9 protein-coding genes are annotated in these 13,579 nt (G+C 73.2%); 4 read left to right on the top strand and 5 right to left on the bottom strand.

The annotated features are described in order from the left end of the window. Positions 1-182: 182 nt before the first annotated feature. From AB0D49_RS15685 to AB0D49_RS15700, 4 genes are all read right to left on the bottom strand, one after another. Positions 183-815, bottom strand: coding sequence for a GntR family transcriptional regulator (locus tag AB0D49_RS15685; protein ID WP_362757136.1), 633 nt, complete (start codon positions 813-815; stop codon positions 183-185). 340 nt (positions 816-1,155) lie between these two features. After that, on the bottom strand, positions 1,156-3,036 hold the full coding sequence (gene sucB / locus AB0D49_RS15690; protein WP_362757139.1) for a 2-oxoglutarate dehydrogenase, E2 component, dihydrolipoamide succinyltransferase: 1,881 nt from the start codon (positions 3,034-3,036) through the stop codon (positions 1,156-1,158). 58 nt (positions 3,037-3,094) lie between these two features. Continuing rightward, positions 3,095-4,483 (bottom strand): dihydrolipoyl dehydrogenase, encoded by a 1,389-nt coding sequence (gene lpdA, locus AB0D49_RS15695; protein ID WP_362757142.1) that lies wholly within the window; start codon positions 4,481-4,483, stop codon positions 3,095-3,097. A 300-nt stretch (positions 4,484-4,783) separates the two neighbouring features. After that, positions 4,784-6,346: a leucyl aminopeptidase gene (locus AB0D49_RS15700; RefSeq protein ID WP_362757145.1), complete on the bottom strand. Its 1,563-nt coding sequence runs from the start codon at positions 6,344-6,346 to the stop codon at positions 4,784-4,786. A 462-nt stretch (positions 6,347-6,808) separates the two neighbouring features. On the opposite strand from AB0D49_RS15700, the gene AB0D49_RS15705 reads away from it, so the two are divergent. The 4 genes from AB0D49_RS15705 to AB0D49_RS15720 all read left to right on the top strand — a co-directional run bounded on the left by AB0D49_RS15705 (position 6,809) and on the right by AB0D49_RS15720 (position 12,698). Next, positions 6,809-8,842: a hypothetical protein gene (locus AB0D49_RS15705; protein WP_362757148.1), complete on the top strand. Its 2,034-nt coding sequence runs from the start codon at positions 6,809-6,811 to the stop codon at positions 8,840-8,842. 171 nt (positions 8,843-9,013) lie between these two features. After that, positions 9,014-10,534, top strand: coding sequence for a GT4 family glycosyltransferase PelF (gene pelF / locus AB0D49_RS15710; RefSeq protein ID WP_362757151.1), 1,521 nt, complete (start codon positions 9,014-9,016; stop codon positions 10,532-10,534). Next, complete coding sequence (locus AB0D49_RS15715; protein WP_362757154.1) at positions 10,531-12,051, top strand: hypothetical protein; 1,521 nt, start codon at positions 10,531-10,533, stop codon at positions 12,049-12,051. Before pelF ends, AB0D49_RS15715 begins: the two co-directional genes overlap by 4 nt. Further along, on the top strand, positions 12,048-12,698 hold the full coding sequence (locus AB0D49_RS15720) for a spherulation-specific family 4 protein (protein ID WP_362757157.1): 651 nt from the start codon (positions 12,048-12,050) through the stop codon (positions 12,696-12,698). Before AB0D49_RS15715 ends, AB0D49_RS15720 begins: the two co-directional genes overlap by 4 nt. A gap of 12 nt (positions 12,699-12,710) precedes the next feature. Here AB0D49_RS15720 and AB0D49_RS15725 read toward each other — a convergent pair whose 3' ends face one another. Next, on the bottom strand, positions 12,711-13,496 hold the full coding sequence (locus AB0D49_RS15725) for an adenosylcobinamide-GDP ribazoletransferase (RefSeq protein ID WP_362757160.1): 786 nt from the start codon (positions 13,494-13,496) through the stop codon (positions 12,711-12,713). Positions 13,497-13,579: the final 83 nt, after the last annotated feature.

Genomic DNA, 13,579 nt, shown 5'->3' on the forward strand with positions numbered 1-13,579 from the left:
AAAACTTCTTGATTACGAGAAAGTGGGCACGGGGTGTCATTCGAACGGGCACGCGGTGCCGTGTTTTCGATTGTTTTTCGAGGAGTTTCCGCAGGTGGGGGAGGTCTGAGCGAACGGGCGCTCACTCGATCGGGGGGGGAGGGGGCGGTCCCTGAGGGTCACTCCGGGTTGGTGCGCGGAGGTCATTCCGGGCTGGTGCGCGGGGCGCAGCCCAGCACATGCGCCTTCACGATCTCCGCGATCCGCGGGTCCCGGCGCCGGAACGCGTCCACCAGCTCCTCGTGCTCCTCCGCGTACGACTGCTGGACCGTGCCCAGCCAGCGGATGGACAGCGCCGTGAAGACCTCGATGCCGAGCCCCTCCCAGGTGTGCAGCAGCACCGAGTTCCCGGCGGCCCGGACCAGCTCGCGGTGGAAGCCGACGGTGTGCCGCACCTGGGCGGTGCCGTCCGAGTGGCTGTCCGCCTCGTACAGGGCGGTGACATGCGGTTCCAGGGCGGAGCAGTCACCGGCCAGCCGGTCGGCGGCCAGCTCAGCGGCGATGGCCTCGAGACCGGCCCGGACGGGGTAGCTCTCCTCCAGGTCGGCGGCGGTCAGGTTGCGCACCCGTACGCCCTTGTTCGGCGCGGACTCGATCAGGCGCAGGGACTCCAGCTCGCGCAGTGCCTCGCGCACCGGGGTCTGGCTGACCTCCAGCTCCGTGGCGATCCGCCGCTCCACGATCCGCTCGCCCGGCTGCCAGCGTCCGCTGATGATCCCCTCGAGGATGTGCTCGCGGATCTGTTCGCGCAGCGAGTGGATGACGGGCGCGGTCATGAGAGCTCCTTAACGTTTGACGTTTAGACAATACGGCGGGAGCGCTCCGCTGGGGTGGCGAGGAGGGGTGCTTTCGTGCAGGTGAGATCAGGGTTACACGGGGTTTTTGCGCCTTGGGGGGTGGGGGGTTTCTCATGGGGTGGCGGGTGCGGGTGGGGTTGTGGCTGGTCGCGCAGTTCCCCGCGCCCCCGAAGGTCCGTGGTACCTCGGGGCCCTGGAAGGCTTGCGTGGTTCCTCGCGGCGCCCAAAGACTCGCGCAGTTCCCCGCGCCCCCAAGAAAAGGGCGATGCCCCCGCCCGGGGATTACGGGTGAGGGCATCGCTCATGTTGGCGGTGTTGCTTACAGGCCGAGTTCGACCTCGAACTCGCCGGCCTCCAGGATCGCCTTGACGGCGGTCAGGTAGCGGGCCGCGTCGGCGCCGTCGACCAGGCGGTGGTCGTAGGACAGGGTCAGGTACGTCATGTCGCGGACGCCGATGACCGTGCCCTCCTCCGTCTCGATGACCGCCGGGCGCTTGACCGTGGCGCCGATCCCGAGGATCGCGACCTGGCCGGGCGGCACGATGATCGTGTCGAACAGCGCGCCGCGCGAGCCCGTGTTGGAGATCGTGAAGGTCCCGCCGGCCAGCTCGTCCGGCGTGATCTTGTTGCCCCGCACCTTGGCCGCGAGGTCCGCCGTGGCCTTGGCGATACCGGCGATGTTCAAGTCACCGGCGTACTTGATGACCGGGGTCATCAGGCCCTTCTCGGAGTCCACCGCGATACCCACGTGCTCGGTGTCGAAGTAGGTGATCGTGCCCTCGTCGACGTTGATCCGGGCGTTGATGACCGGGTGGGCCTTCAGCGCCTGGGCCGCCGCCTTCACGAAGAACGGCATCGGGGAGAGCTTGACGCCCTCACGCGCCGCGAAGGAGTCCTTCGCCTGCGCCCGCAGCCGCATCAGCCGGGTGACATCGACCTCGACCACCGAGGACAGCTGCGCCTGCTCGTGCAGCGCCCTGACCATGTTGTCGCCGATGAGCTTGCGGATGCGAGGCATCTTCACGGTCTGGCCACGCAGCGGCGAGACCTCCAGTACCGGCGCGCTCTTGCGGGCGGCCGGGGCGGGCGCGGCGGCGGACGGAGCCGGGGCAGCGGCGGCGGCCTTCGCCGCCTCTGCCGCGGCCAGCACGTCCTGCTTGCGGATACGGCCGCCGACACCGGTGCCCCTGACGGCGCCCAGGTCGACCCCGTTCTCGGCGGCGAGCTTGCGCACCAGCGGGGTGACATAGGCGCCCTCGTCGGTCGCACCGGCGGCGGGCGCCGGGGCGGGAGCCGGGGTCACGGGCGCGACCGGCGCGGGGGCCGGGGCGGCGGGCGCGACCGGCGCCGGAGCCTGGGCCACCGGAGCCGGGGCCACCGGGGCGGCGGGCTGGACCGGAGCCGGAGCCGGGGGTGCCGGAGCCGGGGCGGGCGGGGCGGCGGGGGCCTCGGCGACCGGCGCCGGGGCCGGGACAGCCGGGGCGGCGGGGGCCTCGGCGACCGGCGCCGGGGCCGGGACAGCCGGGGCGGGGGCTGCGGCCGGGGCCGCGCCCGCCTCGCCGATGACCGCCAGCTTGGCGCCGACCTCGGCCGTCTCGTCCTCGGCGACCACGATCTCCAGCAGCGTGCCCGAGGTGGGCGCCGGGATCTCGGTGTCGACCTTGTCCGTCGAGACCTCAAGGAGGGGCTCGTCGGCCGTGACGGTGTCGCCGACGGCCTTCAGCCAGCGGGTGACCGTGCCCTCGGTGACGGACTCGCCGAGCGCGGGCAGCACCACATCGGTACCGGAGGCGGCACCGGCGGGGGCCACCGGAGCGGCGGGCGCGGCCGGGGCCGCGGGAGCCGGGGCGGCAGGGGCCTCGGCGACCGGCGCCGGGGCGGGCGGGGCGGGCGGTGCGGCGGGGGCCTCGGCGACCGGCGCCGGTTCGGCCACCGGCGCGGGGGCCGGGGCCGGGGCGCCCGAGCCGTCGTCGATCAGGGCCAGCTCGGCGCCGACCTCGACCGTCTCGTCCTCGGCCACCTTGATGGAGGCGAGGACACCGGAGGCGGGCGAGGGGATCTCGGTGTCGACCTTGTCGGTGGACACTTCGAGCAGCGGCTCGTCGGCCTCGACGCGCTCGCCCTCGGCCTTCAGCCAGCGGGTGACAGTGCCCTCGGTGACGCTCTCACCGAGCGCCGGAAGGGTTACGGAAACCGCCATGGTTTCGGTTGCTCCTAACGAAATTGCGGAAGTCTGTGTCGTCGCGCCCGAGGGCTGATCAGTCGTGTGCGTGCAGCGGCTTGCCGGCCAGTGCCAGGTGGGCCTCGCCGAGCGCCTCGTTCTGCGTCGGGTGGGCGTGGATGAGCTGGGCCACCTCGGCGGGCAGCGCCTCCCAGTTGTAGATCAGCTGGGCCTCGCCGACCTGCTCGCCCATACGGTCGCCGACCATGTGCACACCGACCACCGCACCGTCCTTGACCTGGACGAGCTTGATCTCGCCCGCGGTCTTCAGGATCTTGCTCTTGCCGTTGCCCGCCAGGTTGTACTTCAGCGCGACGACCTTGTCCGCGCCGTAGATCTCCTTGGCCTTGGCCTCGGTGATCCCGACGGAGGCTACCTCCGGGTGGCAGTACGTCACCCGAGGCACACCGTCGTAGTCGATCGGGACGACCTTCAGACCGGCGAGCCGCTCCGCGACCAGGATGCCCTCCGCGAAGCCGACGTGCGCGAGCTGGAGCGTGGGCACCAGGTCGCCGACGGCGGAGATGGTCGGGACGTTCGTCCGCATGTACTCGTCCGCGAGGACATAGCCGCGGTCCATGGCGACCCCGGCCTCCTCGTAGCCCAGGCCCTGGGAGACCGGGCCGCGGCCGACGGCGACGAGCAGCACCTCGGCCTCGAACTCCTTGCCGTCGGCCAGGGTCACCTTGACGCCGTCGGCGGTGTACTCGGCCTTCGAGAAGAAGGTGCCGAGGTTGAACTTGATGCCCCGCTTGCGGAACGCGCGCTCCAGCAGCTTCGAGGAGTTCTCGTCCTCGACGGGGACCAGGTGCTTGAGGCCCTCGATCACCGTGACATCGGTGCCGAAGGACTTCCAGGCGGAGGCGAACTCGACGCCGATGACCCCGCCGCCGAGCACGATCGCGGACTTCGGGACCCGGTCCAGGACCAGCGCGTGGTCCGAGGAGATGATCCGGTTGCCGTCGATCTCCAGACCGGGCAGCGACTTCGGCACGGAGCCGGTGGCGAGCAGCACATGGCGGCCCTGGACGCGCTGTCCGTTCACATCGACGGAGGTCGGCGAGGACAGCCGGCCCGCGCCCTCGATGTACGTCACCTTGCGGGACGCGATCAGCCCCTGGAGGCCCTTGTACAGGCCCGAGACGACATCGTCCTTGTACTTGTGGACACCGGCTACGTCGATGCCCTCGAAGCTGGTCTTGACGCCGAACTGCTCGCTCTCCCGAGCCTGGTCGGCGATCTCGCCCGCGTGCAGCAGGGCCTTGGTGGGGATGCAACCCCGGTGCAGGCAGGTACCGCCGACCTTGTCCTTCTCGATCAGGGCGACGTCCAGGCCCAGCTGAGCCCCGCGCAGGGCCGCGGCGTACCCACCGCTGCCACCGCCGAGGATCACTAGGTCGAAAACGGTGCTGGCGTCGTTCGCCACGTCACGTCCTCCATGCATGTGCGCCACGCCGGTCTCCGGTGACCGGTCGGCGGCTGGTGTCCGGCCGCTTTTTGCCTTCGGCCCTGGGATGGGGCCCTGTCCTGCCGCCGCCCATCTTCGCACTTGTCCCGCCCGGACGAGACGCGGGGCGATGGTGTGAGTCACCACACCATCGCCCCGCCGTCCAGGTGACCTACCAGGGGCGCTGGGGGTACCCCCTCTGGGGGAGGAACTGCGCGACCAGCCGACCACGGTCCGCACTCGCCATAGAACGGGACGAACCGAGCTATTAGGCGAATATCAGCCCAGATCACCCGAAGCCGTCAGCTCCGCCAGCCGAACCAGCGTCCGCACCGACGACCCCGTGCCCCCCTTCGGCGTGTACCCGAACGGCCCGGACTCATTGAACGCCGGCCCCGCGATGTCGAGGTGCGCCCACGTGATCCCCTCACCCACGAACTCCCGCAGGAACAGCCCGGCCACCAGCCCACCCCCCATCCGCTCACCCATGTTCGCGATGTCGGCCGTGGGCGAGTCCATCCCCTTGCGCAGATGCTCCGGCAGCGGCATCGGCCAGGACTCCTCGCCGACCTCCTCCGCCGCCTCCACGATCGCGGAGCGGAACGCGTCGTCGTTGGCCATCACACCGAACGTCCGGTTGCCCAGCGCCAGCACCATCGCGCCGGTCAGCGTCGCCACGTCCACGATCGCGTCCGGCTTCTCCTGGGAGGCCGCCCACAGCGCGTCGGCCAGCACCAGCCGGCCCTCGGCGTCGGTGTTGAGCACCTCCACCGTCTTGCCGCTGTACATCCGCAGCACGTCACCGGGGCGGGTCGCCGAGCCGGACGGCATGTTCTCGGCCAGCGCCAGCCAGCCGGTGACATTCACCTTCAGCCCGAGCCGCGCGGCGGCGACCACCGCGGCGAACACCGCCGCCGCCCCGCTCATGTCGCACTTCATCGTCTCGTTGTGACCGGCCGGCTTCAGCGAGATGCCGCCCGAGTCGTAGGTGATGCCCTTGCCGACGAACGCCAGGTGCTTGCCCGCCTTGGGGTGCGTGTACGACAGCTTGACCAGCCGGGGAGCCGCCGCCGACCCGGCGCCGACGCCCAGGATGCCGCCGTAGCCGCCCTTGGCGAGCGCCTTCTCGTCGAGCACCTGCACCTTGATGCCGTGCTCCTTGCCCGCGGCGGAGGCGACCGCGGCGAACGCCTCGGGGTCGAGGTCGTTCGGCGGGGTGTTGATCAGGTCACGGGCGCGGTTCAGCTCCTCGGAGACCGCCGCGGCCCGCTCCACGGCGGCCTTGTACGCCTTGTCGCGGGGCTTGCCGCCGAGCAGGGCCACCTCGGCGAGCGGCGCCTTGCCGTTCTTGGCCTTGCCGTCCTTGCCGTCCTTGCTGTCCTTGCCGTTCTTGGCGCCCTGGCCGTTCTCCTTGTAGGCGTCGAAGGCGTACGCCCCGAGCAGGGCGCCCTCGGCGACCGCCCCGGCGTCGGCGGCGTCCGCCAGCGGCAGCGCGAAGCCCGCCTTCCTGGACCCGGCGAGCGCCCGCGCGGCGGCACCGGCGGCGCGGCGCAGCGCCTCCCCGCTGTATCCGGCGTCCTTGGCGGGCTCGGCGCCCAGGCCGACGGCGAGCACCAGCGGCGCCTTGAAGCCGGCGGGCGCGGGCAGCTTGGTCACCTCGCCCTCGGCACCCGAGGCGCCGAGGGTCTCCAGGACTCCGGCGAGCCGGCCGTCGTACGCCTGGTCGACGGCCTCGGCGCCGGCCGCGACGACGGGGCCCTTCGCGCCCTGGGCGACGCCGATGACGATCGCGTCGCTCCGCAGGGCGGGCGCCCCGGAGGTGCTGAGAGTGAGAGCAGTCACGGTGGTGAAATCTCGCTTCCGGTGTGAAGTTTCCGCGGCCGAACGGTGTGGGCCGGCCGGGCCCGGGGCAGCCGGTGCGGGCTGCGGCCGAAACCGGCTTGAGGGTGCGGTCTCGACCGGGTGTCCGCACCAGCTCGGCACATATCCGGGACGAGCCTACGCGCGTCGCTGCGTTCGCTCATTACTGCGGGTGTTCACCCGCCGGTGGCGCCGTGGCCAATTCGCGATCCCATGGTGCGGTGATCCGGGTCACACTCCTGCCGTTCCGGCGGGTCCGGAGCCCGCCGGTTTGCATGATTTTCACTGGTCCTCCATCTCTTGAGCAGATGGGGGATCTTGTTCGGGGGATTGTGTACTCGGGGCCCCCGAGGGTCCGGGTGCGGTCTCCGTACGGCGGGCCCGGCAGGGGGACTTGGCACGGGGGACCGGCACGGGGGTTTTCTTGGGGGAGGGGCAGACCTGATGGCGCGCAGCGCGCACGGATGGAGAATCACGGCCGCCGTCGTGGCGGTCACCGCACTGACCACGCTGGGGGTGACGGCGCCGGTCGCGGCGGCCGACCCGCAGCCGCGGATCGATCTCAAGGTGCTGGTGGTGGACAACGGCGACAGCCCGGTCCAGGCCATCACCGATCAACTGGAGAACACGGGCATTCCGTACACCACGGTGGATCTCGGGGATCCGAACCGGCCGGTGGTGGACGCCGCGTTCCTCAGCGACACGGTGGGCGGGGTCCCGCGCGCCAAGTACCAGGGCGTGGTGGCGCCGAACGAGGCCCCCTTCGGCGCCGGTTCCGCGGAGCAGACCGCCCTGGAGACCTACGAGCGGACGTACGGCATCCCGCAGGTCGACGCCTACACCTGGGCGCACCCGGGCGTGGGCCTCGACTACACCGACCAGGGCGGTTTCGCGGGCACCCTCGACGGGGTGGCGGCGAGCGTCACCACCGCCGGGAAGGCCGGCCCGTTCGGCTATCTCGACGGCCCCCTCGCCTTCGAGGACAACGCGCCCGCGGTGAGCGAGAGCTACGGCTTCGCGGCCCGCCCGCGCACCGGCTACACCAGCTATGTCGACATCCCCGTGCCCGGCTCCGCCGACCGCGCCAGCCTGCTCGGCGAGTACGCCCACGACGGACGGCGCGAACTGGTCGTCACCTTCGCCTACAACGAGCACCAGCGGCAGTTCCGGCTGCTCGCCCGGGGCATCGTCGAGTGGCTCACCCAGGGCGTCCACCTCGGCCAGGAGCGCAACTACTTCGCCGTGCACGTGGACGACGTGTTCGCCTCCGACGGCCGCTGGGACACCGTACGCAACTGCACGCCCGGCGACTTCGACTGCGTCGGCGGCGACGGCGAGGGCACCGAACCGATCCGGATGACCGCCGCCGACGCGGTGTACGCCGCCCAGTGGCAGCAGAACCAGGGCTTCACCCTGGACCTGGTCTTCAACGCGGGCTCCGGCGAGGAGTGGAAGGCCGAGAACGGCGGCACCGACGCCCTCACCGACCGGCTGCTCGCCGACAAGAACCAGTACCGCTGGATCAACCACACCTACACCCACCCCTTCCTCGGCTGCGTCCAGGACACCTCGACCGTGCCCTGGAGCTGCGCCAAGAACGCCGACGGCAGCACGCGGTACGTGAGCCGCGCGGACATCGCCGCCGAGATCCGCGACAACCACAACTGGGCCCTCGCCAAGGGCCTCCCGGTCACCCGCGCGGAACTCGTCACCGGTGAGCACTCCGGACTGCGCACCACCCCGCAGCAGCCCGACGACAACCCGAACCTCGCGGGCGCCCTGGCCGACACGGGGATCACCTGGCTCGCCTCGGACAACTCCCGCGAGCCCGCCCAGCGCGCCGTCGGCAACGCCCTGACCGTGCCCCGCCACCCGATGAACGTGTACTACAACACGGGCACCAAGGCGGAGATGGCCGACGAGTACAACTGGATCTACACCTCCACCGCGGACGGCGGCAGCGGCGTCTGCGCGACCAACCCGGCCTCCACCTGCCTGCCCGAGCCCCTGGACGTGCCCACCGGGTACGACGACTACATCGTCCCCCAGGAGGCCCGGATCGCCCTCTCCCACATCATCGCCAACGACCCGCGCCCGCACTACGTCCACCAGTCCAACCTGGCCGAGGACCGCATCCTCTACCCGGTGCTGGACACGGTCCTGGACGACTACCGCGCCCTGTTCGCCGACAACACGCCCGTGCAGAACCTCTCCCAGAGCGCCATCGGGACCGAGTTCCAGCGCCGCGCCGCCTGGCGCACCGCCGTCGACAACGGCAGCGTCACGGCGTACCGGGTCGGGAACAAGGTCACGGTGACCGCTCCCGGCGGCGTCAAGATCCCGGTGACCGCCCCCGAGGGCACCCAGCAGCAACTCCTGCTCGGCACCAGCCCGTTCGGCACCGCCTACGCGGGCACCCGCTCGGCCTGGACCCAGCCGGGTCTGCTCCAGTCGGCCCTGACCTTGAACCTGCCGTGAGGCAGGACGCCGCCCTGTAGTCGACCCAGTCGACCCAGTCGACCCAGCCAGCTCAGCCAGCTCAGCCAACGCGGGGAACTGCGCGACCAGCCCACCACCGGCCACCCCCGGGAACGGGCGGCAGTTCCCCGCGCCTCGACCGCCCACACCGCAGGGGGGACCCGCGCAGTCATGCGCAACGGCCAGCACGTCACGATGCTCACAGAAGGCACGTATCCGCATGTCCACGGCGGCGTCAGCACCTGGTGCGACCAGCTCGTCCAGGGGATGCCCGAGGTGGATTTCCACATCGTCTCGATGACCGGCACCGGCCGCGAACCGGTCACCTGGGAGCTGCCGCCCAATGTGTACCGGCACACCTCGGTGCCGACCTGGGGCCCGCGCCCCGGCCGGGGACGCGCCCCGCGCGGCCGGGCCCGGCGCCGGTTCATCGACTCCTACGAGCGCTTCCTGCTGTCGTTCCTCGACCCGGACGCGCACTGCGACTTCGGCGAGTCGTTCGCCGCGCTCGCCGAGCTGGCCCGCGCCGGACAGCTGTCCGCCGCCCTGCGCACCGAGTCCGCGCTGCGCTCGCTGATGTGGATCTGGACGATGCCGCATCTGCCGACCGCCGCCGCCCGCCCCACCGTGCACGACGCGCTGACCGCCACCGATCTGCTGGAGCACGCCCTGCGCCCGCTCGGCGTGCGGATACCCGAGGACTCCGTCGCGCATGCGGTGAGCAGCGGGCTGGCCACCCTGCCCGCCCTGGCCGCCCGCGAGCTGGACGGCGTCCCCTTCCTCCTCACCGAGCACGGCATCTATCTGCGCGAGCGCTATCTCGGCTACCGCCGCGAGGGCCAGCGCTGGCCCGTGAAGTCCTTCATGCTCGGCTTCTACCGCGCGCTGAACTCACACGGCTACCGCAACGCCGACCTGATAACGCCCTGCAACCAGTACAACCGGCGCTGGGAGGAGCGCGGCGGCGCCGACCCCGCGAAGATCCGCACGGTCTACAACGGCGTCGACCCGGCCGCCTTCCCGCACGCCGGACCCGAACCCGACGTCCCCACCCTCACCTGGTGCGGCCGGGTCGACCCCATCAAGGACCTGGAGACCCTGATCCGGGCCTACGCCGACGTCCGGGCCGGCCTCCCCGCCGCCCGGCTGCGCCTGTTCGGCCCGGTCCCGGCGGGCGGCGAGGCGTACAAGACCCGGCTGGAGAAGCTCGCCGCCGAACTCGGTGTCGCCGACGGGATCACCTTCGAGGGCCGGATCACCGAGGTCTGGAAGGCGTACGCGGCCGGTCATGTGGTGATGCTCTCCTCGGTCTCCGAGGGCTTCCCGTTCTCCATCATCGAGGCCATGAGCTGCGGCCGGACCACCGTCTCCACCGATGTCGGCGGCGTGCGCGAGGCCGTCGGCGACACCGGGCTCGTCGTCCCGCCGCGCGAGCCCGAGAAGCTCGCCGCCGCCGCGCTCGCCCTGCTCCAGGACGACGAACGGCGGCTGCGGCTCGGCGAGGCGGCCCGCCGCCGGGTCATCGAACGCTTCACCCTGCGCCGCTCGGTCGACGCCTTCCGCACCATCTACCAGGAACTCGCGGGCGGCCCCCAGACCTACGAGCCCGCCGTCGAGACCGTCGCCGACTGGACCCTCGAACTGCGCAGCCCCTGGTACGCGGGCGCGGGCGCGAACGGACCCGGCTGGTGAGCGGCTCCGTCTGGCTGCCGCCCGGCGCCCGCCCCGACTCGCTGCCCGCCATCCCCCGCCAGCCCACCCCCAGCTGGGCCGAGCCCGACCCGATCGACGCGCTCGCCGACCGGCTCGACGCGTTCATAGCCGCCGCCGTCCACCCCGACGAGATAGCCGCCCTGCTGGAGTCCGACGGCCTCTCCGACGACCAGATACGCGAGCGGTACGGCGTCAAGAACTCCTTCGCCCTCGCCGAGGAGCTGTACGAACGCGTCGACCGCCGCCACCCCGAACCCGAGGGCCCCGCCCCCGACCCCTGGCAGGCCGGGCTCCTCGCCTGTCTGCTGCGCGGAGTGATCTTCGCCCTCCCCGGCTTCGGCTATGTCCTGGGCGCCCCGCTGCTCGGCGGCGCCTCCGGGCCCGGCCCCGGCGGGCTGCCGTCCGGCACGGTCCCGCTGCTGGCCGCCGCCCTCACCGGCTGGACCTGGAACCAGGGCCTCGCCCACCGCGCCTACTCCTGGCTCGGCCTCGGCGACCGCACCGCCGCCCGGCACGCCCTGCTGACCGGCGCCCCGCTCGGCGCGCTGCTCGGCACCGTCGCCGCCGTCGCCGCGTCCGGCGCCACCGGCTCCGCCTCGCTCGCCTTCGCCGTCGGCCAGTCCTGCTACCTCGCCGCCGCCACCGCCCTGCTGGTCCTCGGCCGGGAGCGGGCCCTGCTCGCCGCCCTCGCCCCGCTGCCCGTGGGCGCCGCCGCCACCCTCCTCACCGACCTGCCGACCACCGCCCGGGTCGCCCTGCTGCTGGGCTCCCTGCTGGCCACCGCCGTCCTCGCCGCCCTGGAACTCGCCCCCGCCGTCCGTGAGAAGAGCCGGGGCACCTGGACGGCGGGCCTGACCGCCCTGCTCCCGTTCGCCACCCAGGCCCCCGCGACCGCCGCCGCCCCACGGGGCGCCGGCCCCCGCCTCACCGCCTCCCTGCCGTACGCCCTGTTCGGCCTCGGCAGCGGAGTCCTGGTGCTGTACGCGGCCGTCGGGGACGTCCTCGCGGGCGAGGAGCAGAGCGCGGTCGCCGCGCCCGCCGCCGTCGCCCTCACCCTCAGCATGGGCCCCGCCGAATGGCTGCTGCACCGCTTCCGCAGCGGCAGCCTGGCGGGCCTGCGCTCCACCGGCACGGCCCGCGCCTTCTGGCGCTCCACCGCCTTCGTCCTGGTCCGCTGTCTGGGCAGCTACCTGGCCGTGCTGCTCGCCCTCGCCGCGCTCACCGCCGCCCTGTGGCCCGGCTCCCCGTTCCCCGGCCCCGACCGGCTCACCGGGCTGCTGCTGCTCGGCGTGGTCCTGTGGACCGGCCTGCTGCTCCAGTCCTTCGGGGCGGTGGCCGGGGCCGCGGCGATCTGCTGCGCCGCCGCCCTCGCCCAGTCCCTCACCCTGTTCACCGACGCAGGCGACCAGTCCCACCTGTGGGTGCACGGCACGGCCGCCGCCGCCCAGGCCGCCCTGGTCTGCGTCCTCCTCGGAAGAGCCACCGCCCACCGATGAGCACCCTCCTGGTCCCGTACTACGAGCATCCCGCCGTCCGGCCCGCCGAGTGGGCCGCCCTGCTCGCCGCCGCGCCGCACCTCTACGCCGTCGTCCTCAACCCCGACAGCGGGCCCGGCGCCCGCCCCGACCCGGCCTTCGCCGACACCGCCGCCCGGCTGCGCGCGGCCGGGGTCCGGGTCCTCGGCTACACCGACACCGACTACGGCCGCCGCCCGGCCGCCGAGGTCGCCGCCGACCTCGCCCACCACCGCTCCTGGTACGAGGTCGACGGCGCCTTCTTCGACCAGGTCCCCACCTCGCCCGACGACTTCCCGCACTACCAGCGGCTGGCCACCGCCGCCTGGGGCACCGGCTGCGCCACCCTCGTCCTCAACCCCGGCACCCCGCCGCACCCCTGCTACGCCCGGATCGCCGATGTCCTGGTCACCTTCGAGGGCCCCTGGGAGACCTACGACAGCCAGCCCTGGCGCCCCGGCCCGCTGGTCCAGGGCACCCACGACTGCCACCTCGTCTACGGCGTCCCCCGCAACGTCGACCTGGCCGCCACCGCCCACCGCCGGGGCGCCGCCCTGCACTGCGCGGTCCCCGGCACCGGCAGCCACCCCTGGGGGACCCTCCCGCACGCCCTGCGCGCCCCCCGCTGACCGGACCGGGGCTCAGCCCAGCACCGCCACCACCAGCGCGGTCGTCGCCGCGGTCTCCGCCAGCGCCCCGAACACATCCCCCGTCACCCCGCCGAACCGCCGCACACAGTGCCGCAGCAGCAGATCGGCGGCGACCAGCGCGACCGTCACCGCGAGCACCGCCCGCAGCGCGCCGCCCGCTCCGAACAGCGCCCCGCACGCCCCGGCGGCGACCACGACCGCCGCCGCCACGGCCAGCGCCCGGGGCAGCGGCACCGCACCGGCCACCGCCGCGCCCAGCCCCTCGGGCCGGGCCGCCGGGACGCCGGTGCGGGCGGCCAGGGTCAGGGCGAGCCGGGCGGCCGTCCCGGCGACGACGACCGCCAGCGCGCCCCGGGCCCAGGAGCCGTCGTAGAGCCGGGCCAGCGCGGCGACCTGGGCGAGCAGCGTGAAGAGCAGGGTGATCACCCCGAACGGGCCGATGTCGGACCGCTTCATGATCCGCAGCGCGTCCTCGGCGGGCCTGGCGCTGCCCAGTCCGTCGGCGGTGTCCGCCAGCCCGTCCAGATGCAGTCCCCGGGTGAGCACGGCGGGTACGGCGGTGGCGGCGACGGCGGCCACCAGCGGGCCCGCGCCCAGCAGCAGGAACAGCGCCCCGAACGCGGCGGCGCAGCCGCCGACGACCAGCCCGGCCAGCGGCGCCCAGAGCATCCCGGCGCGGGCCGCGCCCCGGTCCCAGCGGGTCACCCGGACCGGCAGCACGGTGAGCGTGCCGAACGCGAAGCGGAGACCGGGGGCACCGGCGGGGTTCTCGGACATTCCGGCAGCGTACGGGAGGGGCCGGGCGGGTCTGGGCGGGTCAGGGCGGCACGGGGAGGGGAGACGGGGGCGACGCGAAGGGA

The organism is Streptomyces sp. NPDC048290 (assembly GCF_040652095.1).
Taxonomy (GTDB): Bacteria; Actinomycetota; Actinomycetes; order Streptomycetales; family Streptomycetaceae; genus Streptomyces.

Bases quoted from the DNA above. Each gene is read 5' to 3' on its own strand.
- AB0D49_RS15705 (WP_362757148.1), top strand. From the start codon at position 6,809: ATGGCGCGCAGCGCGCACGGATGGAGAATCACGGCCGCCGTCGTGGCG.
- AB0D49_RS15720 (WP_362757157.1), top strand. From the start codon at position 12,048: ATGAGCACCCTCCTGGTCCCGTACTACGAGCATCCCGCCGTCCGGCCC.
- AB0D49_RS15725 (WP_362757160.1), bottom strand. From the start codon at position 13,496: ATGTCCGAGAACCCCGCCGGTGCCCCCGGTCTCCGCTTCGCGTTCGGC.
- sucB (WP_362757139.1), bottom strand. From the start codon at position 3,036: ATGGCGGTTTCCGTAACCCTTCCGGCGCTCGGTGAGAGCGTCACCGAG.
- pelF (WP_362757151.1), top strand. From the start codon at position 9,014: ATGCGCAACGGCCAGCACGTCACGATGCTCACAGAAGGCACGTATCCG.
- AB0D49_RS15685 (WP_362757136.1), bottom strand. From the start codon at position 815: ATGACCGCGCCCGTCATCCACTCGCTGCGCGAACAGATCCGCGAGCAC.